Origin of the sequence: Vulcanisaeta souniana JCM 11219 (assembly GCF_026000775.1) — an archaeon.
GTDB lineage: Archaea > Thermoproteota > Thermoprotei > Thermoproteales > Thermocladiaceae > Vulcanisaeta > Vulcanisaeta souniana.
Genome location: NZ_AP026830.1, coordinates 431238 through 456382 on the forward strand (window position 1 = coordinate 431238; position 25145 = coordinate 456382).

Here is a 25145-nt window from a genome sequence, read left to right on the forward strand (position 1 = left end):
AATATATATGTTTTAGTCATTAGTGTTTTGAATGACATTAAGCTACACGAAGGCCATTGCAGATCCAGCATTTGGTTGGATAAGATTAACCAATGAAGAGGCAAGGTTCATTGATGCATGTAAATACGTACAGAGACTAAGGCATATACATCAACTTGGATTAGCCTATATGGTATATCCCTCGGCGCACCACAGTAGGTTTGAGCACTCACTGGGTACGTTACAAATAGCTACATTAATGTTCGAGAGAATAATGAGGATGAGTAACATTCGTGAACTACTACTTGCCCTGGGTAAGTCCCTGGGTCTCGACACAGAGGATGAATTGATACTTCACGTGAGGATAGCGGCACTGTTACATGACCTTGGGCATTTACCCTTTTCACACGTACTTGAGGGTACCTTCGGCCAAGGCATTGAGCCGTTAATAAGGAATTGTAGCGAGGACTCCCGTGAAGCATCCAGGGGCACGGTATTCAGGATGCCCTTCAAGGAGCATGAAGTAGCAACGTACTTCATACTCGCGAATAACGATGAGTTTAGGAGTACGTTAAAGGAGGTATTGCCAAGTATTGACCTGAGGATAGTTAAGGCATTGCTTCATGCAGATATCATAGGGAAGATTATGGGGGTTATACCACATTACCTGGACATTATTGACTATGAAGATGGGAAATTCCTCAACTCATTGATCAATGAATCAAGGCTTTTCAATGTGCTCAGGAGCCTGGTTTCTGGAAACCTTGATGCAGATAGAATTGAGTACATACTCAGGGACTCGTACCTAACTGGCGCAAGCATAGGTTCCGTGATTAGTATTGGGGACATTGAAAGGATATTTGATAACATGAGGATTGTTAATAATAATGATGAGTATACCCTGGCCTTTGACGAGAAGGCTAGGGCTAACCTAGAGGGGTTCATAATAGCACGATACAACATATATAAGCATGTATATCTACACCACAAGGTTGTTTTGTTTAACACGTTGGCCAGGAACCTACTTGGTACATTATTACGGAATTATGATATACTTAATGACGAGTTTAAGGATTACTTATGTAAGATCTACCATTTCTCCACAGGGCTTTTGAGGGATTACGATATCATGTACATAACAGATGATTACTTCCTATCAATACTGCTAAGGAACAGACAATACCTAATTGGTAAAATACCTGGTGTGTCTAAGTACCTAGATCCCCTCATAACCAGGAACACCGTTTACAAGGCTCTATGGAAGAGGGACTTCGACTTCATAGATCTCATTAACAAACAGGGAATTAACCTAGATCTCGTAAATGATGCATTCCCATTACTACTGAGCAAGGGCGAAAGCAGGGATGAAGTTCTCCAAGTCTTTTACAGAAAGTTAAGGGAGAAACTACGTAATTTCTCGAATAAGTGCATTAGTGACTTGGCAAATGATGAACTTGAATCTATGGTTCTAATCGGATCCAGGACGTTCGAGCCAGAGACTAGACTAAACATTATACATGGTAATAAGTTGGTCAATATAAATGAATTATCGCCGTTGGCAAGCTCAGTCGCGATTGCCTGGAGGAAATCCCCACACGTCTTTATATTTATTGACATAACTAAGCTAGAGAATAATTGCATTGGTATTAACATGGATAGTACGCTAGAAGCCATTAAGAGCCTGGTCTTGATGGTTATGCATGAGACGCTATTGGAACTTGGAAGCATCATTAGTAAGTATTTCAAGCATCCTTAGGTAGTGAATGCCCTCATCGCTTAGGGTCATCTTATCTCCATTTACCATTATAATATCAAGTAGGTAAATCATATCACTTGGTTCAATAGAGTTACTGGAGTTATCCATATATTGCGATATTTTTGTAAGCAGGCTTGGGAAGTCCCTCGTATTCACATACCCAAGTCTATGTAGCTCCCTTGCTACCATCATCTTGAGAACCATTAAGCTGAATACGCCACGTGAGGTCATCAATAAAAATAATGATATTTCCTTAATTAAATTAATGATTAAAAAATAGCCCCAGAATATGTAAAAACTTTCGGTTTACTGACTCAGAACAACTCAGTTGGGTATTTACTTATTGGTCTCGAGCCTGATTCAGTAATTAATAAAGTGTCCTCAATCCTAACACCACCAATTCCATTAATGTACACTCCGGGTTCAATCGTTACTACCTCGTAGGGTCTCAACTCCTCATCACTAGAGGGACTTATGGCGGGTCTTTCATGGACTTCGATACCAACGCCATGACCAGTACTATGTATGTAATACTTATCATAACCATACTCAGAAAGAACTTCTCTCGCAACCAAGTCTATGTCCTTAGCCTTGACACCAGGTTTAACGTGACTAGATGCCTTCCTATGTGCCTCAAGAACAGCCATCGCCATGTCTCTTAACTCCTTACTTATCGTCCCCACCGCAATTGTTCTAGTCATGTCAGTACAATAAAGATGGTACCTGGCGCCTACATCGATCGTAACAAGTTCATTTCTACCTATGGTCCTACTGGTAAATACATGGTGAGGATATGCGCCATTAGGGCCTGAGGCCACTATGGGCCTAAATGCAACATCCTCAGCGCCCCTACTGATCATTCCGTAGTAAAGCATTGCTGCAACATCACTTTCCCTTTTACCCTCAAGTCCCTCCCTTAATACATTATCGAGGGACTCCTCGGTTATTCTAGTGGCTTCCTCAATCATACTAATCTCGCTCTCGTCCTTAATTTCCCTAAGCCTTAGTATATAGTTATTAACATTGATTACCCTAATGCCTGCAGAGTTTAGTTCCTTAACAATTGGCGAGTCTATATTATCAACACCAATAATATTGGTGGGCCTAAGACCAACCTCCCTGAGTAGATAATCACCAAGGTTCTTTGAAACAAATAGGTTCTCTCCAGGTATTCTTCGCGGAACCTCAATTGTTGAGTACCCAATGAGGGTTGTTTCATTATCAACGATACTACGGACCCTTTGTAGGTCTAGCCTTGGAACTATTAGTGTAGTATCTAATGATCTATTTATTATGAGCATCAAACCACTATCAATACCCGTGAGATATTCAAGGTTTGGTTCATTAAGTATTATTAATATGTCTAGGCTTAGTTCGTCAAAGAGTTCGATTGTTTTCTTAGTGCGGTTCTTAATTAACCCCACGAACCTGTTTTAAAAGTTATACATTTTTAAATTGCTTTTCTTTATTCATTACTAATGATGGGCTGGAGTGTGGAGACTGAGGATGCATTGATGACTACGTACGTGCACAGGTACTCAGTACTTGGGAAGTCCATAGAGGTTAGGGCCGTTTTTGATAAGGTACTCAATAAGTATAAGTTGAGGTTTATATCAATAAAGCCAGCCAATGAGACCGAGGTGTCCCTACTCACCATATTAACGCCTCATTTTAAGTTCACGATAGACTACGTCCAAGATGGCAAGGTGGTTATGATATACCCAAACCCTGAGGTGGAATTGTTTGATGATATGCAGTCAATAACGATGTACGTTGATTCATTGATATCACTAATAATCGAATTAATAAGCTACTCAAGCAATCCGCTTTTAAGGTCAGAAATTAATTATGACCTAGTGTCTAGGGGCTGGATACTCGATCTAAGCGGGTCCTTGGCAAGCATGTTTAAGGTTTATGACACTAAGGCTGGTATAATAAGGGTCAACGTAGAACTTGAGCAGAGACAACTTGAACTGGGTAAGGTAAGGGTAGATGTCTTGATTAGGGCGATAACAGCATTAAGATGCATGGTGAACACACTAAGTAATAAGGGATTTAATGTATCAATAATCTATGATGATCTAGGCATAGCGCATTTAACCGGTGAGTTCCCAAGTCTCGGCATATTAACATTAATAGCCCTAAAGATCGATGGCATGATCAATGAAACGGAGAAGTCTTGTTCATAGGCATGCGTAGATGGGCGAGACGATACCGGAGTACTGCTTTATCGTAATACTACCCCATTCCAAGTGTAGTGTAACTTATAAATAAGTTATGATGCGCCGTGATCAGTATGGTTTTAATGAATTTATACAATTACTACATAATGGTTTCCATAGCTTTAATCCAAATAGCCATACTATCCTCATTCATATACCAAGTGTTTAGGGAATCGAAAAAACCCATAGAAAAGGAGCGGGATAATGTAAGAGTCGCAACCTCAAGAACATCAGTGAGCCAGTTGGAGTTTGATGAAACAGCAAGCAAGGCAGTTACAAGTAATAAGGCCATGAGCGAATTGAGTGATGCTGTAAATGAAGATGAGATAAGCGTCCTCTCGTTCCTGTTATCTAAGGGTGGTGAAACGTACCAAGCTGAGATAGCCAGGGAATTAGGGCTTCCAAAGAGTACGGTTTCTAGGATCATTAGGAGATTGCATGATAAGGGATTAGTAACGGTCAGGAGGGTTAGTAAGTACAGTTACGTGCAGATAACCGACATGGACTACGTAAGTGACTTAATTAGTAGATCAAGACTTAATAATTCGTGAAGCAAGGACATCAGCTATTTCATTAATCTGAGCCCTACTTATGGTACCGTAGGGGCCATCACCCATTGTCTTAGCCACAGCGGTTGCATTCGAGTAAATAAAAGACCATAATGGGTCCTCACCGCTACTAAGCATGTGCGTGATCATGCAAGTCAATACGTCCCCAGCACCGGTTGGGTCTCTAACGTGGACCACGCTGTCCGTTGAGACCTGGAACTTATGACCGTTGTGTAGCATTAACGAACCACGGGCACCCATTGATAATATTATTGCCTTACTTGGGAATTGCCTTGCCAAAGAGTTCACAAGGATATTTACATCCGGCATTTGTAGATCATCAATGCTCATCTTAATTACATCAGAAACTTTAATTATCTTGGTTAAGGCATCCGTGTTAGCTGCAGTACTTACATAGTTATCCTTATTAAATACCCTAATGAAGCCCTGTATGTCAACACCCACAAACTCGGTATTGCTCCTTATATATTCAAGCACCTCCAGGCTTACCTCACGGGCTATTGGATTAACCACAACAACGCCAGGCAAATTCCTTAAATCATCAAGCACAAAATCCCTACACCTAGATAATAGCCTTAATTTTCTGCTACTGTCATTATAGTATGTTATTTCATATGACGTTGTGCCACAGCCATCAGAAACGCAGATCCTATCAACCGGAATATTTCTCCTGGCGTATTCCATAATGTACTCACTAAAGTCCCTACCTACCACAGATATTGGCAGCAAGTCAACACCTAGTTGCCTTAAATAAAATGAGCAATAGGTCGGAGCGCCTCCAGGGGATTTCCTTAGTACCGCGCCTCTTTTTATTATGTCAATGGCGGCGTGCCCCACGATACCGAGCATCACCCACCCTTACCACCTAGGGTTATTAAATTATTGGGGATGAAGACATCGAGTATTGTTCTCACGGAATGCCCTATCCGGCCTAGCCTCACATCGTTTATGACTCTAGATGATCTTATTAATGACATTATAACGCTCGTGAATTGATCAAGACCCTCCAATGTGGAGATTAAGGATAGCCTAACCTCATTGCCGCTACCCTCCTTAATAATTACTAGTCCATCCCTGCTATAAATCTTAATCCTGCCCCTAACATATTCCCTATACCCAGTGAACCTAATACCATTATTAACCACGAGCCTTAAGTAGGCTGTGTATATCATAAAACTCGACTTTATGTAACTCGTTAATACCGTATTGATCACGCCTAGAACATCATTTACGGCATCACCAGAAAGGCTAATGCCCCTTAGGAATTCCTCATTAACACGGTACTTTACATAGGACGCCTTACCACCCTTAATACTAAGTTCATAGAGGGCAAGTTCGTCTCTTAACAATGCATAGACCTCGGTATTCAACACACCATTCCATACAGCTGGTTCTACGGGTTTGTTACCTACGTAGGAGCCTTGATACGGAATTATGACTATGTAATTACCTGCCATATCGCAGGGCAGTAGAAAGTCTAGGTACTTATCCCTGTGCATTATGCATAGATTGCCATTATCCAGTCTCAGCGGTAGTACAGGGTGTCTCTTTGTTAGCAGAAATCTGGGCGGCACGGTCTAGGATACACCGTGATATTTAATAGCCTAAAACTCAATTTTTACAAGTATTACTTAATTCTTTTAAGGAGGACTAATGGACCATACTTCTCGAGAACACTGGATATTAAGCCCAGAACACCCTCGTCCCTATTAGAAAAACCAATCGCCCTAACGTCCTTAGCGCTCAATCTAACGTAGTGATCAAGATCAAACCTGATAATAACCTCCTTAGGACCAAAGATCACCTTAAACTTGACTCTATTCTCCACAAGTTTCCTAACGGCATCTGCAGTCACTGATAGCTGCTTAGGCGTTGGTTTGCCCCTTGGGCTTCTCTTACGTAATTCACCGAGTTCCTTCTTTGCTTCCTCATCCTTGATCCTGACTATGCCCCTTACCTCATCAATCACTATGGAATCATCTTGATAATCAACGACTTCGAAATTCTCGATATTATTAACCATATTCATTAGTTCATCCAGTGATACTTGCCTCACCATATTATTACCACTATAAGCCCCTGGAATTTAAATGCATTATTATGCATTGCTCAGGTGAGAGAGAAACTTTCTATACTTATTATCATGGGTAATTAGGTGCCGAACTGCATCATTTAAATTAAAAAATAAGGCACCGCATTCCTTCCCATCCCTGTCTACGTATTTACATTTTATGTGCGCTGTATTGCCTTCATACGTCATCTCAAGCACAGGTCTTAATTCAACAGGTATTTCGGTCGGGTTATTGCTGCTCATTCCATTAGCCATAGTAGAGCGGTGTATTTTAATAAATCACCCACTTATGTAGGCTATTATCCTTAAACATTTATTAATCAGTTACTTACTGGTGAAATGACCTAGATGGAACCACAAAGAGACATAGGGACCGTGTTATCATCAGTACCGCATTATAGCCTAAACCCCTACATAAGCAAGTGCCCGAGTTGTGGCTCAGTTATGGCCATTGATGGCGAGTGGATTAGGGAGGACAGTAGGCATAGGGTTAAGCTAGTTGAAAGGTCTCTTTCGTGCCCACATTGCAAGGTTAAGATAAGGCAGTACGTATACTTGCAATAACCTTAGGTGCCCAGTTATGCATCAGAGTGATGCTCAAAGATTAATGGAGAGGTCTTCCATGTACATGTTCATATCCGCAGTGGCAGCCCTAGTCTCGGTAATAATGATTATAATAGCCGCAGACTTCCTATCCAATGACCTACCGCCGGCAATAGCCGTTAAGTACTTTCAAACTCTCACTTTCCCTGAACTAAACGTCGTTACTGGTCTGGTTACCCTATCTTCCATAATGGCCGTAATTGGGGGATTCATAGTATACATGGCTAGGGCCAGCCTAAACAGGAGGGAGATCACTGGTTTGTCAACCATAGTGATGACAGGCCTTGTTCTGTTCATAGTGGCCTTGGCATCATCAGTAGGCACTTACGTAGTTTACCAATACTATGTTGGGTCCGCCGGCATGTTTGGGCCGTTGTTCCCAGGCACATTATCCCTGTTTATATCAATGATATTGTTGCTGGTGTCCACGGTACTCACGATATTAACCCTAATTATGATTAATAAACTGAGGAGGTTGTACTCACCACGTAGGATTAGGAGGCAACGTCCACCACCTCAAGCATGAGACCTGAGGCAGTGGTAAAATATTATTGTGCATATTAATGTTAAAGGTTTATAAATTAATTAAAGTTGGGCACGGTGTATGCCTAATACAGTCGTTGTAATAGGCGATTCACCGATACCAGATAGACCGAGTAGAGACCTAGTAATTTATGCAAGAGACTTGGGGTTGAATGCTACGTATGTGCCGGTTTCACGAATATCAATCAAGGTCAATAAGGACGGCTCGCTAGTCGTAATCAGGGACAAGCCATTCAAGGTTGATGGCGCATTTCTCAGAAGCCTGGGTGTCCTTATAGACGTAGAGACGTTTTTCAGGAGGACAATAACAATTAAGTTAATTGAGGAGGGAGGCACCGTAGTCATAAACCCACTCGAGGGTTTATTGAAGACTAGAAATAAGCTTGAGACAACCGTAATACTAAGGGATAAGGGATTACCCGTACCTGATACAATAGGCACTGAGGACATACTGTATGCGTATGACATGGCAAAGAACATGAAGAACATAGTAATAAAGCCCCTGCAGGGCTCCAGAGGATACGGTGCAGTGAAGATCAGCGATGCTGATATAGCATTCCAAATAATGAAGACACTGCTCACCTACAAAAAGCCAATATATTTACAGAAGTATATCGAGAAGCCAAATCGGGATATAAGGGTCATGGTTATTGATGGCGAGGTATTTGGCTGTATGATAAGGGTGGCGTTAAATGGACAGTGGAAGACAAACGTTGCTCAGGGAGCCATTGGTAGGCCATGCATAGGCATTGACAAGGCCGTTATGGAAATAGCAGTGAGGTCTGTGGAGGCCCTGGGCCTTGTATACGGTGGTGTTGACATAGGTGAGAGTAGGGATGGTTATGTAATCTTTGAGGTGAATGGATCACCAGATTGGGCCGAGTTAACCGCAGTTACTGGCAAGAATCCTGCGAAGGCGCTTATTTCATCAATGATGAGAAGATTAAAGGCGTGAGTTAAACTGGGTAAAGATTTATTTTACTGTTATTGAATTACTGAGTGCTTATGACGAGGTGGCTGGTTAAATGTGATAAGTGCGGTGAGGAGTCAATATTCAATGCAGGTTATGACTTAACAAACCTAGGTAGTAAAGTATACATGTATTGTGGTAGGTGTAGGAGGAACACTGAACATACGGTGCTTGGTTATTATGATGATGATACAGGGGAGTTCATACCATTCGAGAAGGCATTATCATTTAAGTACAGGTCGTTATAGCCCTAGTAGCACTCTTTCTCGAGTTCCATTCTTAGTGAGAGTAAATCTGACCTCACCTTCCTAAGCCTATTAATCAAGTCATCAAGTCCCACTAACTCATTCTTATCATCGTCCCTCAACTCACCAACAACTTGCTTGATCATTAACTCACCCTTCCTTTTCTCGGCATCGCTTATTTTTTTATCTATTTCAGATAACGTGTCATTTATCGCGCTAATCTTATCATTACACTGCCTAATCCACTTAGTTCTCTCCTTCTCAAGTCTCTCTCTAATGTCCCTATAAAGATCTTCCTTAATTTCACCCTTGATAAGAAGCTCACTCAACTTATTCAGCTTATCCATAATGTCCCTAAGCCTCTCCTCAATACTAGCCGCCTCATTCTTTAACGCACTAACAAAACCTGAATACTCATCACTAAACTTCTGAAGCACAACCTTGTCTGCTGTGAATGTTGCACCAACGTCATTAACATTGAATTCCCTAAGGCTACCATCATTCATCTTCACAGTTATAGAGACAGGCCTTAGGTCATTCTTACTCAGCCTTATACTGACTATTGCGCCTATTGTCCTGCCATCGCCTGTCACTACGGGCTTTCCCACATACTTCTTGAACTTCTTCTCTGCAGATTTTGTGGAACTAAAGAATTTAAATACCATCAACACGAACATTAAAATGCAATATAAATAGGTATTATTCGATAAACACCGTATTAGTATGAGTAATACGGATCAACTGGGCTATGTAACTCCTTGATCATAGTAAACGTATACGTTACCATAATTCAATAAATCATTTATAACAAGTCTTATTTCTTGTTTTTGTTTCCCATCTCTTTCTCATTATATCTCTATGGCTCTTTCTAAAGCGATATATTTATAAATCTGCGTTGTGAAAAGGTCTATGTATGGTGTCCCTTGAGGATCTGGCGAGGAAGGAGTATGAGGTTGAGGGTAGGAGGTTGAAGCCCAGTAAGGTTTGGAAGGTGCAGCCTAAGGGTAGGAAGGGCTTCGTAATGGCCCTCTTCAAGACACCAGACGGAAAAACAGTAAGAAAAGTCATAGCAAAAGTAGACGAACAAGGAAACATAATAACCTAAACAAACAAAAACCCTAAAAACAATCAAAACTAAATTTTATTAATTAGGTGCAATGAATTGCTGGTTAATTTTTACCAAGGATTGTTCAAGACCATGCAATTGCTTAATCGAACATCCACTAGTATTAAATTCAAATCCAGGTATTATGGAGAATGATTACGTAATAATTATTGATGAGGAAGCAAGAATTCCCTGTTGCATGGCTACAATAAATAGAATTAGGGTTTCGCAGGTAAATGGAAAAACGAGGGTGTATATTTACCTGATGCATTGCGATGTTCTTAATGAGGCTACGATGAATAGAGTCATGAGAATAATGAGATCCGTAGATCCCATAATTACCATTATAAATGCAAACCAAGACCTATGCGGATAATGACACGTTTTGTTTATCCATAAAAATAAATCTTAGCGTAACTAGGTAAACTTTGTTTGTTCTTTGGAGGCAGATTAAACAGGAACTGGCGGCCCCGGTGGGATTCGAACCCACGACCTACGGCTTAGGAGGCCGCCGCTCTATCCTGGCTGAGCTACGGGGCCTTGGTATGATTAATTACTTGGTTTTTTAGTTTTTCGCATGGTTAGTTTCATGGGTGGTGTTGGTTAGGGTCTATGTGTGATGCCGTGTTTCCCATTAGAGGGTGAATGCGTGTTTAGCGGTGTCCTTTATGCTGGGTTCTATATGTAAGTTCTTTGTGTTATGGGTTTGTGTATTTAAAATAAATAAGATTATGTACAGTTTATTTATTTGTTAATATACTTAGTAAAGGAAAAATGTTAAAGAAGTAATAATGGATTAGTGGTAATGAATGAAAGTGAGTTTCTTAAGTGGTTTGATAGGAAACGCGAGGAACATTTTAGGAGGTTAAGTCCCTCGGTCCCTCTTAAACCCGTGTATCCTCTTGGGGTTATGCCGATTCATAGGTATTTGATGGTTAGGGCGGTTGAAAACCCCGATAAAACTGCCCTTATTTACTACGGTACTAGGATAACCTATGGTGAATTGAATGCTATGGCCAATAAATTTGCGAATTACCTCATAGATTCGCTTAGGGTTGGTAAGGGGGACCGTGTTGGTATTGTGCTTCCCAACTGCCCTGACTTTTACATAACGTACTACGGGATCCTCAAGGCCGGTGGAGTGGCACCGCTGTACAGTGTTATGTATAGGGAGATGGAACTTAGGCACTTATTGAAGGTTTCTAGGCCCAGGGCCATTGTGGTCGCCGATAACCTGGTGCCAATGCTCAGGAGGGTCGTTAATGAGGTTGATCCAAGCATTAAGTTAATATGCGCAAGTGACCTTGACTTCCTTCCAACAACCCCCGAGCTCCCGGTTCACGAGTCCATGAAGAGGAGCAAGGATTGCGGTGGAGAGCTTGATTTAATTACCATATTACGTTCAAGTGATTACTCGGATGAGGAGCCTACGGTTGAACACACCGAGGTTGACGTTAGTGTTAATGATCCAGCCGTGATGTTATTTACATCCGGCACCACCGGTTTACCTAAGGCCGTGGTTCATAAACACTTCGGCATACTCTATAAACAAGCTGCGGCGTTTACGTACGGCCCCTACGACTACTTAATACCCAGGGGTAGGGAGTTTGATTACCGTGTGTTCCTCAATGAAGTGGCTAAAAGCGAGGTGAGACTTGTGGTACTACCGATATATTGGGTTGCGGGTAAGGACTTCGGCCTGGATTCCCTGCCCGTCGTCGGCTATACCGCGGTTTTATTGGCTCGCTACGATCCGAGGGTGGTGCTCCTCGCCATTCATAAGTATAGGGTCACATACACGTACCTAACGTTTGATGCGTATCTTGACATATTGAATAGTCCGTTGATTAACGAGGTTGATAGGTCGAGCTTGAGGTTTGCCGCTGGTTCCTCGTTCATAGCTAGGTTGAACAGGGAGCTTCGTAGGAAGTTCAATTCTTTCTTCCCAAACGCAGTGATTTATGAGGCTAGTTACGGCTTAACGGAGACGCATACCTACGACGTAATTAACCTGGGAATGCTACTTGACGACCTGGACCTAGCCCTTAGGGAGAGGTATGGTTCACTTGCTGTTGGGCCAACCGTGCCTGGGACTTACGTCAAGATACTTGATCCAGAAACCGGCGAGTTACTGCCTCCAGGTAAACCAGGTGTTATCTGGATAAGATCACCGGCACTAGTCGAGGGGTACCTGGAGAGACCAGAGGAGACCACCAGGGACTTTAGAGATGGTTGGTTTAACACTGGGGATTATGGGCTGGTTGATGAGAATGGTTACCTGCACTTCATACAGAGGATTAAGGACATGATAAAGGTGTCCGGCGTTTCAGTGTCTCCTGTTCTAGTTGAGGAGGAATTGAAAGAATTAGCGCCGGAGATTAGGGAGGTAGCGGTCATAGGTGCTAAGGACCCGGAGACAGGTGAGGCGCCAATAGCCTTCGTGGCCCTTAAGGACGAGTTTAGGGGCAAAATAACGGAGGAGGAAATTCTGAATAGGTGTAGAGGTAAAATGTCTAGGTACCACATTCCTCGGAGGGTGATATTCATGGATCAACTCCCAAAGACGCCCTCTGGCAAGATAGTGAAGGAGGATTTAAAGAGGGCTTGGGAAGAATTGAAAAATAAATGAGCATGATCTATAACCTAGTCCATGGAAATAACCAAGTGAATACATGCAATTGCTTTAAATTGGGATCCCATGTAATTTGCGTATTCACGACCTCCCTGAGAAGAGTCTTCTCGGATTATCCATGAGTATTTTATCCACTTGTTCCTGAGTTACACCCTCGTCTCTTAGCCTCGGTATTACCTTCTCGAATATCAGTGTCATTGACCAATCGGGTACCATGTTCCTCACAGTCTCCGTCGGATACCAGTCAATGACTGGGCAGTAATCGTGGGACAGGAGTATTTGGTCGACCCAACCCCTCCTTATTAACTCAATGGTGGTCCTAACCCTCTTCTCAAGCGGTAGGTATAGGTCAAGGCCAAATCTGTCGAGACCCACGAATGCGCCCTCCCTCAGTACTTGCTCTATGAAGGATACATCGTCGGTATCACCAACATGACCTATGACAGCCCTTGATAGATCAACGCCCTCCTCCTTGAAAATCCTAATGAGTTCAAGGCTAGACCTATTACCAACGAATGAGTGGGTAATTATTGGGGCCCCGGTCTTTACATGAGTTCTTGCTACGGCCCTAATGGCCATTTCCACATCCCTAGTTAACCCCGGTGAGTCAATGACGGCCTTAACGAATACAGCCCTGGTATTGGTTCCCTGAATACCAATGGTTATGTCATGCATGAAGACATCAACGAGCGAATCAATACCCCTATTCCTGAAGTAAAACGGTAACTCCGTATACGTATAGAAACCAGTACCCATTATTATGTTAACACCGGTTGCCCTGGCAACCCTCTCATCAAACCTAACATCTCTTCCTATTCCAGCAACCGTAAGGTCTACGATAGTCTTAACACCAAACCTCTTAACCGCATTAACCGCATCAACAGCTCTCCTAAACTCCTCGCTCTCATTGTACAAGTGCGGCCAGTTCCAACGAACGACCTCAGTGGTCAGCCTAAGGTGTTCATGGAATAGTGTTAAACCCATGTCACTAGGGCTTATTTCTCCCCCACCAACCACGGGTATTTTATTCATTGCCCACCGCCTCTCCTTCTTTCCTGCTCCTGAAGCATCCTCCAGTCTATTTTACCGGTTGCAGTCTTCGGTAACGAGTCGACAAACTCCACGAACCTTGGGTACTCATACGACGACATCCTCTCCCTCGCCCATTGTATTATGTCCTCAGGCTTTACCTTGCCCTTATATTCCGGCTTAAGGACCACGTACGCCTTAACCTCCTCACCAACCCTTGGGTCTGGTATTGCCACTACGGCAACCTCAAGAATGGCTGGGTGCATGTACAGTATGTTCTCAACCCTGTACGGCCAAACCTTATAACCAGCCCTATTAATCATTCTCTTAATCCTATCAACGTAGAAGAAGTAGCCCTCATCATCCATGTAAACAACGTCACCAGTCCTAAAGTAAAGCTTACCATCGATCTCAATAAACGCCTCCTTAGTTTCCTCAGGCTTCTTCCAATAACCCTTAAACACGTTTGGTCCCCTAACCACAAGCTCCCCATTTTTACCGGCCGGTAGGACCTCCTTCGTATCTGGGTCTATTACTAAGGCGTCTGTACAGGGCTGTGGAATACCGAGGTCACTACCAATCTTAACCCTGTGCGGTGGATTAACGTGGGTTTGTGAGAAGGTCTCAGTAAGTCCATAACCAGCCAGGTAATCAAGCCCAGTTAACTCCTTAAACCTCTTGGCAACGGCCTCAGGCATTGGCGCACCGCCTCCACCGGCCAGTATTAGTGAGGATAGGTTCCTCCTTTCAATCCCTGGCATTGCCAGTAGGTCCACAATCATTGTGGATATGCTTGTCCAGTGGGTTATCCCGTATCTCTCGATTGCATCAACTACCGTTTCCCTATCCCAGGTAGTCATTAGAACCATTGTTGAGCCGGCGTATAGGGGCACTAGTACGGAGTGTACGAGGCCAGTCACGTGGAACATAGGTAGTACTGTCAGTACAATACCACTTGGTGCAATGTTGTACCAGACAGCTGCATTCAGTGTTGATGCCCACATCGTGCCATGACTATGCATAACACCCTTAGGAATGCCCGTTGTACCTGATGTATATGGGATCGCAGCGAGATCCTCATGCGTAACCTTCACAGTGGGTGGATTACCATTGAATGCCACGGCCTCCTTCCAATTAATGGCTCCCTGGGGAGCCTCGGGATCCATGAGCATTAACTGTGGCAGCTTAAATTCGGTTTTGTTAGGGAGGTAGTCCCTGTACCTACCGGTGATCACGTACCTAAGTGATGGGACTTTATCCCTAACGCTGAGTAGTCTGGGTAATAATTGTGTTAGTGTGATCACGGCCTTAGCCCCAGTCTCCCTAAGTATGTACTCAAGTACGTCTGGGGCAACCAATGGGTTTATTGGTACGGCGATTGCGTTCGCCCTTAACACGCCGAATAATGACATCACCCAATGAGGAGTGTTGGGCATGTATATGGCTACCCTATCACCCTTTTCGATGCCCAGATCATGCAGGAACGCAGAGAGCCTTAGTATCGAGTCCCATAGTTCTGAGTACTTAATCCTGAAACCGTAGTAGATAATTGCGTCCTTGTCGGGGTACCTCATTGCCGAGACCTCCACCAAGTTAAACAGGGGAGTCCTTGGGTAATCCATTCTTCTTAGGATCCTCGGAGGCCAGTACCTAAACCACGGCCTATCGGCATGCTCCTCACAGACATAATCCCCCTCAGGAATTACCTGGACCTCCGTATCCCCTACTTGTCTTGTTACTAATTTCATGCTTTACATATATATTATGTCTTAATAAGCATTATTAATTCACTATCTATATAATTCCCACAAATAATATGATCGGCTATGTATTTATAATACAAAGCACGTTAATTAATGCTTTACCAACTCATTATAATGTGGTTAGGTCCTTTGAGGATTATGTGAATAGTCTGCGTGACGGTAGGATCATCTACTATAGGGGTAAGCCCGTGGATGATGTCACTAGGCATGAGATCTTGAGAGCAGCAATAAACCATGCTGCTGAGCTTTACAGGTGGCAAGCCGATCCCGAGTTAAGGAGGTTCCTGACCTTTGACGATCCTCAGTACGGAACAATAAGTAGGTTCTACAAGGCACCCAGGGGTCCTGGGGATTTAATCGAGAGATTCAGGTTGATCTACAACACCACGCTGCTCGGTAGGGGCATGTTCAACATCATGAAGACCATCGGTTCAGATGCATTGTTCGGCCTTATGATAGCTTCCAGGCAATTGGATAGGGCCAGGGGCACGAACTATTATGATAGGGTTATGAGGTATTATGAACGTGTTGTTAAGGACGATGTTACAATAGCGGTTGCTCAGACGGATGTTAAGGGCGATAGGATGCTTAGGCCTCATCAACAGGAGGATCCAGACGTGTATGTACACATCGTTGGTAGGGAGCCCGACGGCATTATTGTTAAGGGGGCCAAGGTGCATACGACCCAGTCCATTGCTGCCAACGAACTCATTGTCCTGCCTTACAGGAACATGATTAAGGAGGACACTGATTATGCAGTTGCCTTTGCGCTACCGGTCAATACCAAGGGCATTACCTTGATACCCAGGCCACTTAGGGAGGTTGAGATTAACATGCTTGGTGACGAATTCCCAATGGGCAGGACGAACGTGGAGGTTGAGACACTGACAGTATTTGACAACGTCAAAGTCCCCAGCGACAGAGTATTTCTAGCTGGTGAGTATGACTTCGCGGCGTCCTATGGATTAACCTTCGCCCTATTCCACAGGTTCACCGCAATTTCCTACAGGGCAGCACTGGCAGATATAGTGCTAGGTTACGCCAAGCTATTCGCTGAGTACAACGATGTCGAGGGCGCATCCCACATTAGGAGGGACATTGTTGACATAATAACGTATAAGGAGTACCTGGTCTCCAGCGCCATAGCTTCAGCTGAGAGGTGCATCAGAGACCCAAACGCTGGCATCTGCATACCAAACCCAATATACACAAACGTTGGTAAACTAACGGCAAATGCCAAGTATCTCGATGCCATTAAGGACATGATCGACGTGGCCGGCGGCCTACTCGCAGACATACCATCAACGAGCGAGTTAAACAACCCAACCGAGGAGAAGTACCTGGTCAAGTACCTGGTCGGTAAGAGGGGGACGGACCCAAGGGTCAGGATTAGGCTCTTCCAGATAGCCCGTGAATTCCTATCAGCCCTTGGTGCCTTGCTGTCTGTCGGCATGATACATGCCGAGGGATCCATAGAGGCAAGCGTAATAGAGTTGTTCAGGTCGTATAACTACGATATAAGCAGGACAGCCGCGTTATACAATGCGGACCTGGCAAAGATGGACGATGTAAAGAAGCTGCTAGAGTGGTGGTGACTTGAAAAGACGGGAACCTCTCCTAATATTAAAAATAATTAAAGCATATGCTTATAGCAAGAGGCCTTAATTCTGGGAATATGCAGTCAGTGGAGGACTTGAGGAGGATCGGTCGTGAACTGAGGGGCGAATTAGGACTACGCACCCACCCAGTGGGTATTAAGTTCTGCCCTGAGTCCTGCGACCTAACCGGCTTTAGGAGACCCAGGAATTTCGGCATACACATGACTGTTTGCCAGGTCATAAATGCAGCTAGGTATGGGTGGGCCATGGCGTTTACCCTAGAGGACATGTTCTGCATTGGTGGCGCATACCTATTTGGATTGGTGCCTGAGTATCCAGAGTTCCTTGAAACACCAATTAGCAGGCATACATCCAGTGATGATGCAAAGAAGCACATTAACTCAAGGTACCTAGAGAATGCATTACCGAAGGGTAGTGTTAAGGCGGTCCTGGTGGCACCACTGGAGAGCATTAATTTCATACCTGACGTAATCGATGTGTACGGCACACCAACACAGATAAACACAATAGCCAAGTCCCTAATATGGCACGGAATATTCCCAGAGACTGAGCTCCTTGGCTTGATATCGTGCTCCGTAGTCACTAGGGCCTACAAGACGAGGAAACCCCAGGTAAAGATACCAGGCTCGGGTGAGATTGCGTGGGGTAGGACCGAGGAAGACGAAGTGAGCATTACGATACCACTGGAGCACATTGATAAGGTGCTAAGCGGATTAGAAAATATCAAGAGGTTAAATCCATACCCACCACCGAGGTTCTGGTGGTACGAGCCAATAGCACCCAAGGGATATACAATAACCTATAAGGATTACGAGGAATGGAAAAAGAGGAAAAACCCACAGGCCTAACGGCAATTGCACGCCATAGGCATTATGTATTAAATCGTGTAGAGGATTATTAATGATACCAGGGGCCCCAATGCAAGGCTTAAAACACCGAGTATTGGACTTATGCTTATTGCGAAGCCTACGAATATTGGGGCCACCATGGAGCCCACTTGGGATACCGCATTTGCGTAACCCATGGATGTGCCGGCGTTTTCATTACCCATAATCCTTATTATCAACACGTCAGTTGGCGGTCTATACAGGAATGAACTTATTCCAAATATAAGGAAGATTGGGAAGAGGAGTAATGGGTCCTTAAGGAGGGTTGCTGCCAGGAAGTCACAGGCTATGAAGGCCGCCAGTGAAACCTCGATCACCCTCCTCTCACCCATTAACTTGGGTAGTGTTGATGCCAGGAATATGGAGACCAACTGCCCCAGGGAGTAAGTGAAGAAGAGTAGTACGGGTAGTATTCCCTTGATTCCATCATAGAGGACTAGGAATGGTAGGAGCCAACCTGATGTTCCCCAGGACCCCCATAACTCCCCTGCCCTCATTACCACGGCCTTCGCCACCCTTGAGTTCATTAACACACTTTTAGGCCTGGCATCCCTGCTACCACCTATTTTGAGGCTAATTGAGGATAGCGACGCGATGAGTAGGGCCAGGAATATCACCAGGTAGAAGATCCTCCAGTGGGTGATTATTAATGGAGATGCCGCACTTAGTATTATTAGGACCATCGGTGCCGCGCTCTCTAGTAACGCAACTCTCCCATGCACTCTCTCTTGGGTTGAGCGACTTGCTATCTTCATTGCTGATGGGAATAAGCCGGCGGTTAGGAAACCAGCCAATAAGTAAAGAAGTAGTATTTGCGTGAAGTTGCTTGCGAGGAACAGCATCAGGATCACGGCACTGGATAGGGTTCCGGAAATGAGTATTGACTTACTCGGCCCAAATCTGTCAATGAATACTCCCCAAGGTATTGAGGAAGCCACATAACCAATATAAAACAGGGTCAAAACAAGCCCTATCTGCACCGAGTTAAGCCTCAATAACTCTGCCACAGCCACACTAACAACTCCCCAACCAAGCCTCACGGACAGTTGCAGAAAGGTCACGCTCCATGCAATAACGAAACCCCTATCCACCTAGTTGTCCATGAACAAACCATTTATTAAGATAGCCCCAACGCGTTAGGTCTCATCGCCGATTATCCGTGCCAATGCATTACTAGTACCGCTCATGAAGTGTCTCTTTATCCAGGACTTCATTATTAGGAAGAGCGGGCTTATACTAATGTTCCACTGACTAATCAATGAGTTTCCACTTATGTAATTCATAACGTAACCCTTTATCGGGCCCTTCACGTAATTTATTAATACGAGTTTACCATCATTATGTACCTCAATCCTGGCAAGGCCCCTATTACTTGGTCCAGGGAATGCGAACCTAATCCTGGCAATGTACGTATTATTATCTGCATTAAGTATTTCTATTTCCCTATGGCCCCTCCAGTACCTAGGCATGCTACTAATGTCACTAAGTGCCCGCCACACCCTCTCCAAATCCCCTGGGTCTATCTCCCTACTTACTGTAAACTCTATGCCCAGTATTGACATGATAATTAGGTGCATTACTGCAATTAACTAAATAGTGTTTTCCTTTGGTAATTTTAAGAAAACTACCGAATTTCAATTACTAATTCTCATGCAACCAATATTTCCCCAAGATATATTAACAACGCACCATTGGTGAATCCCATGCCTTAGCGCCCTTCTATTGGTCTTCTTCACCAACCCACGTCATGGAACTTAATTTCCTTGGTTTACCCATGCTCTTATAAATAACTATATACTTAAATGAAATAATAAATAAGGCGAGTAATGGGGGTCAATAACCCATCATTATTTAGCCTCGGCCTCCTCTTTTGGTTTTCTCTTCTCACGTTTCTCCTCAATGCTCTTCCTGAGTAGGTTCACGTGGAATAGGAGTTCATTAATGCCCAGCTTATTACCGACTTCCTCACCATACTTAAGTAACTCCTCGGCCTCGGTAAGGTCTATTGACCTACCCCTGGCGATAAGCCCCTGCGCAGTATATACAATGCACTCCACAAGTTTCTCCCTAAATTCCAGCGACTTTCCCTTATTACCTTCCCTCTCAGCCTTCTCAATCAATCTCTCCCACTTCGAACAGGTTATCGCCATATCACCACCAAGTCTCAGTGTGTTGGTTGCGGCTTAATTTAAAAATTATGCCCTTCCTTCCCTAGTCTTGGTCTCTTGGGCAGCCTTCTCCAGCTGCCTTGTCTCATTGATGAGCCTCCTGATCCTCCTAATAATGGCGATGTAATTATCAAAGAGCTTTGCATCCTTCGCCTCCTTAGTGGCCTCCTTAAACAGTTTAATACCGTCATCGAGTTTACCGTTCCTTATTAAGGCCTCCGCTGTCCTGAGCTTGGACACTAATTCCCTTGCCTTGTTGGTTAATTCCTCAGTCGACATCGAAACAACGAGACCTAACCCCCTTAATAAGATTTATTAGTTGGTACGCCCCTGGTTAATGTTTATGAGTCAATGATTAGGGTCTGGAGCACTGAGTATTGTGATGAATGGTGGGCACGAATTTCAATACTCATTAACATTCTTATTCTTTGACCTATATTCCCTTACCAATTGATCAGCAATGTCAGTGGGAAGCCTTATTGTGCATAGGTGGTGCTTTAACCTAGCCTTTAGTTTCACGTAATCAGGATACCTCTTAACCCTAATCTCCTCGGCTGCATCTGCATATTTCCGCCACAGCTCAACTAGGAATACCTCCTTAGGCACGGCATTGCCGATGCAGGGGATTTTTTAAGGATTTCTACAGAAATAATTAATTCCCCAACCTTGGGTTGACTAGTGTGGACGTTAAAACAGATGCCCTAATAATTGGTGGTGGACCTGCAGGTTCCTACCTGACCCGTTACTTGGTTAAGAATGGCTTTAACGGCGACGTAATGCTCATTGACAAGAAACACGTAATATACGCACCAGTAATATGCGGTGAACTACTGCCCACCGAGGACCTACTGCGGCCCTGGATCAATGGGGGGCTCCACGACGTATTACTAACAACATTAAGGGAATCTCTACGCAGGGAATTCATTGTAAATGAGATCAAGTGGTTGAGGCTCGTTATTAACAACCGGGATGTAGCGCGCCTGCCGTTCATGACATACCTAATTGACAAGTCTGCAATGATCAGGAATGTGATTAATGAGGCCGAGTACATGGGCGCCAGGGTGCGCTTCGGAGTGACTGCCGTGAGATGCACGGCTAAGAATAATAACTATGAGTGTCTTGTTCATGATAAGGATGGTGGAGAGTACGTGATAACCACGAGGATGTTGATCGGTGCGGATGCCTACCCGTCAATAGTAGACTTAAGCCTAGGTATAACCAATGGGTTTAGTGCTGAGGATCTGATAGTAGCCACCAGTGCCAGGGCTGTGGGTAAGTACGCGGATGACGAGGCAGTCATTGTGATGGACCCAGAGGTCGCTCCAGGGGGCTTTGCATGGATCTTCCCAAGGGGCGATGGTTCACACAACATTGGTGTTGGTGTTAGGAACAACATCGCATGGAGGGGAAGCAATCCATTGGATCACCACATGCTCTTTGTCAAGAGGTTTGGGCTCGAGCAGATCAGGAGGTCTGTGCTCATGAAAACACTACCAGTCGGTGGATTACTAAATAGGTACAGTGTTGGGGAAGCCCACCTAATCGGCGATGCTGTTGGTTCGGTAATACCAACTAACGGAGCTGGTATAAACCCAGCCATGATAACCGCCCACTTACTCGGCGAGTCAATGATACGTAGTAGTGACTACTCAGTGTCCATGAATAGATTACTTAAGCCGTTAATGGACAGAACCGCCCTATTTAGGAGGATTGGCGACCCATTGTTAATGAATAGGAGGGCCATGGAGAAGGCATTGCGGATTTCCAGGGCTTTAATAGCTGGTTCGATCTATGAGGCCACACTTTCATCAATGAGGACCGGGACACTAATCAAGTTCCTACTCAGTAATCCATTGATTAAACTGATATCCAATCTGACCTAACGTACATGTAGTGTTTATTAAGGCATAGGTTTAGGAAGTAATGAAGTAAATGGCCGTATTGAACCCAAATAAGTACATGGAATTACTACCAGGTGAGGTGAAGACTGCCCTCACCAAGGTCATTCATGTACTCGAGGAATCATTCATGGGATTCTGGATACCAGACAAACTACGCGATGCCACGTATCACTATATTCGGAACAGGGGTAAGTTAATAAGACCCACACTGGTGCTTCTGATGGCCTATGCACTTGGGAACGGGAATGGACTAGAGAAGGCAATACTGCCCGCGGCTTCCGTGGAATTGATACACACCGCCTCCTTGCTCCAGGACGACATAATGGATCAACAAAGGATCAGGAGAGGTATGGAGACACCATACAGCATTTATGGCAGCCACACCGCAATGCTTGCCAGCGACCTAATAATTGCTAAGGCCGTGGAGTTCGCCATAAGGAGTGGTGATAACGATATCGTGTTTGAACTCCTCAATTCATCGGTTAAACTTGCCATTGGGCAAAGCCTCGAATCCGAGCTCAGTTGTAAGTACGATACTACAATCGACGACTACCTAAGGCTCATCTACTACAAGACAGCATCCCTAATTGAGTCCTCAATGATTGTCGGTGCATACTCGGTTAACGTTAAAGACACAGAAATAGTGAGTAGGATTAGGGATGTGGGAAGGTTTGTGGGCACCGCCTTTCAGGTCAGGGACGACATAATTGACTACCTAAACATGGACAGCAAGAACCCCGGCACTAATTACAATGAGATAAACATTGTGAGGATAATGAGTAGGTATGACGGTAACGTAAATGACGCAATAAGCAAGGCAAGGGGCCTTCTCAATGAAATGCTTGATAAGGCCATAGGCACACTCAGAGAAACTATGAGTAATGAGGTCCTCGTAAAGTACATAAGTCTCCTAAGGATTTAAGAATTAATCAGTTAGGAAGCGCAGTAATAAGCCATGTATTACCTGCGTAAAATAAGTCATCCCTAAATTTAAACCGCAGATTACACAACAAGTAATGAGCGAAGTCTTCATAATAGACGATGTCCCAGTCAAGTACGAGGACCTGTTCAGGGCGCCAGAAAAGGAGGGAGCAGTGGTGTCGGTCAGGGTACACAAGTCAGTCAAGGAACTCCTAACCAAGTTGGCGGAGAAGGAGGGACTTGACGGTGTATCAGAACTACTTAGGTACCTAGTGGCTGGCTACATAATGGGTAAGTACAAACTAGTAAGGCCGGAGCCAAAGGTAATTACGCAACCAATATTCCTAAACGTAAACATAAGCAAAAAGGCCATTGAGGAACACACAGACATGGCACAAATGGGTCTCAAAATGGAAATCGACGAATTAATAAAGGAATCAATGGACGTAATAGGTAAGGTAAAGAAGGGAGTAATAAACCCAAAGGGCAACGAATACATTAGAAGGCTTAGGAACAAGGCCGTCAAATACATGATCAAGGCACTAAAATATGGGCTCGAGGAAGACTATGAGAAACTAAAGACCATACAAATGACGCTAACGACACTCCTCGAAGAACAATAGGTAAAACCCTAACCAACCCTCCTCAAGCACTGAGGATAGGTTTCCCTAGGTCCCAGGAATTATGCCCCCTTCAATAGTCGCTGCTCCACCATGAAATACGAGGAATAAGAGTGGTTCCTTGACGGTTGCCTTAACACTCCTGCGATAAAAAATTTAAAACAAGCAAACTAATTGAAAAACCCGCCGGGGTGGCCGAGCCAGGTCCAAGGCGCAGGACTTGAGATCCTGTCCCCGCAAGGGGGCCCGGGTTCGAATCCCGGCCCCGGCACCAAGCCGTTTTATTGATCCATAGTAAACGGAAAATGAGGACATGTAAGGCGTTGAGCCGGTATAAAGTAAATAACATGATTTTTGCATGCTGTTATGAATAAGTACCTACGTTACTAAAGCAATGCTTGTCGAATTTCTCAATAGTACTTTAATGAACCTTGTAACTGGGGTTTAAGTTACGAGGAGTTAGTGGGTATGTCGTGGACTTAGCTTTAAATAATTCTTAATTGATTTGCTCGTTAATGGCTTTGCCCATGAGTGATAAGAAGTTGGTGAAGTCGGCTGGGGTTTTGGGCTTCGTTGGTGGGGTTCTTTCGTTAATACCTGAGATTAACATTATTGGTTACGTGCTAGTCCTAATTGCAATGCGTGGGTTATCCAGGGCTTATAATAATGATGTCATTTGGAGAAATGCCGTACCTGCCGTTGCAATGAGTATCACCGGCATGATAATCGCCAACTTTGCCTACGTCAAGGCCATGACAGTAGCAATCCTAGGACCACTTGCTACTAATTCATGGGAGGCCACGGCTACCTGGATGTTGGCTGCCATTGCCGCGGCGTGGTGGTTTATCATGGCCATGTACATTGTGTTCCTCATCGGCGGTCTTTACTGGTTGAGGACTTACGGTGAACTCGTAACGGTGAGTGGTATTCAATACTTCGCTAGGTCATCGAAGCTGTATTGGCTTGGCTCAGCACTCCTGATAATTGGTGTTGGTGCAATACTCGTGTTAATTGCAGGGGTATATGCCATACTCGGTTTCCGCAGGCTTTCGAGACAATATGATATCAAGTCCTAATCCTCTCCCGCATCTGGATTAGGCGTTGAAATCAAGGAGACAATCATTGATGTTATAGATACGGCATTGTTAATGAAGATTCTGCCTAACTACGTAAATAAATTATTTACCCTGGACCACCTCACTTAATTTATCGCAACAGGTTACCAGGAAAATTTTAGCACTACGGAAGACCCTCGCAACCATTGGGTCGGCTCCACCCCTGGCATGAACAACCTTATGAACACACATTGCTGAGGTAATCTCCCCGCGCTTCCTGAGTAAGCCCTCACTGACTTCAACCTTCTTTCCATCCCTTAGCTCGGCCTTGCCATCAACCTCCTCAACTATGATAACCCTATCACCGCATATTAATGCGTAATCCGCGTGGGGTGGCTTATCACCATGACCAGTAATGTTATCAACATACTCGTCTAAGTCAATAAGCCGGCAATCAGCACGCTTAATCCTACATCTACCCTTCATA

30 protein-coding genes and 2 tRNA genes are annotated in these 25145 nt (G+C 44.2%); 17 read left to right on the top strand and 15 right to left on the bottom strand.

The genetic code is table 11. From position 1 onward, the window contains the following. The first annotated feature begins 31 nt into the window (after nucleotides 1–31). Nucleotides 32–1735: an HD domain-containing protein gene (locus tag Vsou_RS02260; protein WP_188602693.1), complete on the top strand. Its 1704-nt coding sequence runs from the start codon at nucleotides 32–34 to the stop codon at nucleotides 1733–1735. Here the strand turns inward: Vsou_RS02260 and Vsou_RS02265 are convergent. Together Vsou_RS02265 and Vsou_RS02270 are read right to left on the bottom strand one after the other, a co-directional pair. Next, nucleotides 1688–1966 carry a hypothetical protein gene (locus Vsou_RS02265; protein WP_054844288.1) on the bottom strand — a complete coding sequence of 93 codons (279 nt, stop codon included), beginning with the start codon at nucleotides 1964–1966 and terminating at the stop codon, nucleotides 1688–1690. The two genes, Vsou_RS02260 and Vsou_RS02265, sit on opposite strands and share 48 nt — an antisense overlap. Nucleotides 1967–2049: 83 nt before the next feature. Beyond that, entirely contained in the window at nucleotides 2050–3159 is a 1110-nt protein-coding gene (locus tag Vsou_RS02270; RefSeq protein ID WP_188602694.1) for a M24 family metallopeptidase, read from the bottom strand. A gap of 54 nt (nucleotides 3160–3213) precedes the next feature. On the opposite strand from Vsou_RS02270, the gene Vsou_RS02275 reads away from it, so the two are divergent. Further along, the gene (locus Vsou_RS02275) at nucleotides 3214–3924 is read left to right on the top strand and encodes a hypothetical protein (RefSeq protein ID WP_188602695.1); all 711 of its coding nucleotides are present in this window, start codon (nucleotides 3214–3216) and stop codon (nucleotides 3922–3924) included. A 107-nt stretch (nucleotides 3925–4031) separates the two neighbouring features. Beyond that, the gene (locus tag Vsou_RS02280; protein ID WP_054844290.1) at nucleotides 4032–4508 is read left to right on the top strand and encodes a helix-turn-helix transcriptional regulator; all 477 of its coding nucleotides are present in this window, start codon (nucleotides 4032–4034) and stop codon (nucleotides 4506–4508) included. Here the strand turns inward: Vsou_RS02280 and Vsou_RS02285 are convergent. From Vsou_RS02285 to Vsou_RS02295, 3 genes are read right to left on the bottom strand one after another with little or no spacing between them, the layout of a single operon-like run. After that, a complete protein-coding gene (locus Vsou_RS02285) occupies nucleotides 4488–5375 on the bottom strand; it encodes a PfkB family carbohydrate kinase (RefSeq protein ID WP_188602697.1) in 888 nt (295 codons plus the stop codon). The genes Vsou_RS02280 and Vsou_RS02285 overlap by 21 nt on opposite strands. After that, the gene (locus Vsou_RS02290; protein WP_188602698.1) at nucleotides 5375–6100 is read right to left on the bottom strand and encodes a hypothetical protein; all 726 of its coding nucleotides are present in this window, start codon (nucleotides 6098–6100) and stop codon (nucleotides 5375–5377) included. Before Vsou_RS02290 ends, Vsou_RS02285 begins: the two co-directional genes overlap by 1 nt. Nucleotides 6101–6153: 53 nt before the next feature. Continuing rightward, nucleotides 6154–6585, bottom strand: coding sequence for a hypothetical protein (locus tag Vsou_RS02295; RefSeq protein ID WP_188602699.1), 432 nt, complete (start codon nucleotides 6583–6585; stop codon nucleotides 6154–6156). 360 nt (nucleotides 6586–6945) lie between these two features. Between Vsou_RS02295 and Vsou_RS02300 the strand changes: the two genes are divergently transcribed. From Vsou_RS02300 to Vsou_RS02315, 4 genes are all read left to right on the top strand, one after another. Beyond that, nucleotides 6946–7161, top strand: a complete 216-nt coding sequence (locus Vsou_RS02300) for a hypothetical protein (RefSeq protein ID WP_188602700.1) — start codon at nucleotides 6946–6948, stop codon at nucleotides 7159–7161. Between the two features lie 16 nt (nucleotides 7162–7177). Beyond that, nucleotides 7178–7726 (top strand): hypothetical protein, encoded by a 549-nt coding sequence (locus Vsou_RS02305; RefSeq protein WP_188602701.1) that lies wholly within the window; start codon nucleotides 7178–7180, stop codon nucleotides 7724–7726. Between the two features lie 78 nt (nucleotides 7727–7804). Continuing rightward, nucleotides 7805–8698, top strand: coding sequence for an ATP-grasp domain-containing protein (locus tag Vsou_RS02310; protein WP_188602702.1), 894 nt, complete (start codon nucleotides 7805–7807; stop codon nucleotides 8696–8698). Nucleotides 8699–8748: 50 nt separating this feature from the next. Further along, nucleotides 8749–8961: a hypothetical protein gene (locus Vsou_RS02315; protein ID WP_054844294.1), complete on the top strand. Its 213-nt coding sequence runs from the start codon at nucleotides 8749–8751 to the stop codon at nucleotides 8959–8961. 2 nt (nucleotides 8962–8963) lie between these two features. On the opposite strand, the gene Vsou_RS02320 is transcribed toward Vsou_RS02315, so the two are convergent. Next, a complete protein-coding gene (locus tag Vsou_RS02320) occupies nucleotides 8964–9623 on the bottom strand; it encodes a hypothetical protein (protein WP_188602703.1) in 660 nt (219 codons plus the stop codon). A gap of 248 nt (nucleotides 9624–9871) precedes the next feature. Between Vsou_RS02320 and Vsou_RS02325 the strand changes: the two genes are divergently transcribed. Both Vsou_RS02325 and Vsou_RS02330 read left to right on the top strand, forming a co-directional pair. Continuing rightward, nucleotides 9872–10063, top strand: a complete 192-nt coding sequence (locus Vsou_RS02325) for a chromatin protein Cren7 (protein WP_013603523.1) — start codon at nucleotides 9872–9874, stop codon at nucleotides 10061–10063. A gap of 145 nt (nucleotides 10064–10208) precedes the next feature. Next, nucleotides 10209–10439 carry a hypothetical protein gene (locus Vsou_RS02330; RefSeq protein ID WP_229709726.1) on the top strand — a complete coding sequence of 77 codons (231 nt, stop codon included), beginning with the start codon at nucleotides 10209–10211 and terminating at the stop codon, nucleotides 10437–10439. Nucleotides 10440–10525: 86 nt separating this feature from the next. Here Vsou_RS02330 and Vsou_RS02335 read toward each other — a convergent pair. Beyond that, nucleotides 10526–10603, bottom strand: a tRNA-Arg gene (locus Vsou_RS02335). A 265-nt stretch (nucleotides 10604–10868) separates the two neighbouring features. Here Vsou_RS02335 and Vsou_RS02340 point away from each other — a divergent pair. After that, nucleotides 10869–12692, top strand: a complete 1824-nt coding sequence (locus tag Vsou_RS02340; RefSeq protein WP_188602704.1) for an AMP-binding protein — start codon at nucleotides 10869–10871, stop codon at nucleotides 12690–12692. 84 nt (nucleotides 12693–12776) lie between these two features. Here the strand turns inward: Vsou_RS02340 and Vsou_RS02345 are convergent, their stop codons facing one another. Together Vsou_RS02345 and Vsou_RS02350 are read right to left on the bottom strand one after the other, a co-directional pair. Further along, on the bottom strand, nucleotides 12777–13727 hold the full coding sequence (locus tag Vsou_RS02345; RefSeq protein ID WP_188602705.1) for a phosphotriesterase family protein: 951 nt from the start codon (nucleotides 13725–13727) through the stop codon (nucleotides 12777–12779). Then, on the bottom strand, nucleotides 13724–15472 hold the full coding sequence (locus Vsou_RS02350; protein WP_188602706.1) for a long-chain-fatty-acid--CoA ligase: 1749 nt from the start codon (nucleotides 15470–15472) through the stop codon (nucleotides 13724–13726). The genes Vsou_RS02345 and Vsou_RS02350 overlap by 4 nt, the downstream gene beginning before the upstream one ends. A 131-nt stretch (nucleotides 15473–15603) precedes the next feature. On the opposite strand from Vsou_RS02350, the gene Vsou_RS02355 reads away from it, so the two are divergent. Both Vsou_RS02355 and Vsou_RS02360 read left to right on the top strand, forming a co-directional pair. Next, nucleotides 15604–17082, top strand: a complete 1479-nt coding sequence (locus Vsou_RS02355) for a 4-hydroxyphenylacetate 3-hydroxylase N-terminal domain-containing protein (protein ID WP_188602707.1) — start codon at nucleotides 15604–15606, stop codon at nucleotides 17080–17082. 80 nt (nucleotides 17083–17162) lie between these two features. After that, nucleotides 17163–17954: a DUF169 domain-containing protein gene (locus Vsou_RS02360; protein ID WP_188602708.1), complete on the top strand. Its 792-nt coding sequence runs from the start codon at nucleotides 17163–17165 to the stop codon at nucleotides 17952–17954. Between the two features lie 29 nt (nucleotides 17955–17983). Here the strand turns inward: Vsou_RS02360 and Vsou_RS02365 are convergent, their stop codons facing one another. The 5 genes from Vsou_RS02365 to Vsou_RS02385 all read right to left on the bottom strand — a co-directional run bounded on the left by Vsou_RS02365 (nucleotide 17984) and on the right by Vsou_RS02385 (nucleotide 20767). After that, on the bottom strand, nucleotides 17984–19084 hold the full coding sequence (locus tag Vsou_RS02365) for an MFS transporter (RefSeq protein WP_229709727.1): 1101 nt from the start codon (nucleotides 19082–19084) through the stop codon (nucleotides 17984–17986). Between the two features lie 45 nt (nucleotides 19085–19129). Then, nucleotides 19130–19555 carry an SRPBCC family protein gene (locus tag Vsou_RS02370; protein WP_188602709.1) on the bottom strand — a complete coding sequence of 142 codons (426 nt, stop codon included), beginning with the start codon at nucleotides 19553–19555 and terminating at the stop codon, nucleotides 19130–19132. 285 nt (nucleotides 19556–19840) lie between these two features. After that, nucleotides 19841–20143 (bottom strand): hypothetical protein, encoded by a 303-nt coding sequence (locus tag Vsou_RS02375; protein WP_188602710.1) that lies wholly within the window; start codon nucleotides 20141–20143, stop codon nucleotides 19841–19843. A 45-nt stretch (nucleotides 20144–20188) separates the two neighbouring features. Continuing rightward, nucleotides 20189–20440, bottom strand: a complete 252-nt coding sequence (locus Vsou_RS02380; protein WP_054844702.1) for a hypothetical protein — start codon at nucleotides 20438–20440, stop codon at nucleotides 20189–20191. A 123-nt stretch (nucleotides 20441–20563) separates the two neighbouring features. After that, nucleotides 20564–20767 carry a hypothetical protein gene (locus Vsou_RS02385; protein ID WP_054844703.1) on the bottom strand — a complete coding sequence of 68 codons (204 nt, stop codon included), beginning with the start codon at nucleotides 20765–20767 and terminating at the stop codon, nucleotides 20564–20566. 74 nt (nucleotides 20768–20841) lie between these two features. On the opposite strand from Vsou_RS02385, the gene Vsou_RS02390 reads away from it, so the two are divergent. The 5 genes from Vsou_RS02390 (at nucleotide 20842) to Vsou_RS02410 (ending at nucleotide 24679) form a co-directional block, all read left to right on the top strand. Continuing rightward, nucleotides 20842–22044, top strand: a complete 1203-nt coding sequence (locus Vsou_RS02390; protein ID WP_188602711.1) for an FAD-dependent monooxygenase — start codon at nucleotides 20842–20844, stop codon at nucleotides 22042–22044. A gap of 49 nt (nucleotides 22045–22093) precedes the next feature. After that, complete coding sequence (locus Vsou_RS02395) at nucleotides 22094–22984, top strand: polyprenyl synthetase family protein (protein WP_188602712.1); 891 nt, start codon at nucleotides 22094–22096, stop codon at nucleotides 22982–22984. Nucleotides 22985–23078: 94 nt separating this feature from the next. Continuing rightward, a complete protein-coding gene (locus tag Vsou_RS02400) occupies nucleotides 23079–23606 on the top strand; it encodes a ribbon-helix-helix protein, CopG family (protein WP_188602713.1) in 528 nt (175 codons plus the stop codon). Between the two features lie 182 nt (nucleotides 23607–23788). Beyond that, nucleotides 23789–23877, top strand: a tRNA-Ser gene (locus Vsou_RS02405). A 241-nt stretch (nucleotides 23878–24118) separates the two neighbouring features. Next, nucleotides 24119–24679 (top strand): DUF996 domain-containing protein, encoded by a 561-nt coding sequence (locus tag Vsou_RS02410; protein WP_264890760.1) that lies wholly within the window; start codon nucleotides 24119–24121, stop codon nucleotides 24677–24679. A 102-nt stretch (nucleotides 24680–24781) separates the two neighbouring features. Here the strand turns inward: Vsou_RS02410 and Vsou_RS02415 are convergent, their stop codons facing one another. Continuing rightward, complete coding sequence (locus Vsou_RS02415; protein ID WP_188602715.1) at nucleotides 24782–25144, bottom strand: hypothetical protein; 363 nt, start codon at nucleotides 25142–25144, stop codon at nucleotides 24782–24784. Nucleotide 25145: the final 1 nt, after the last annotated feature.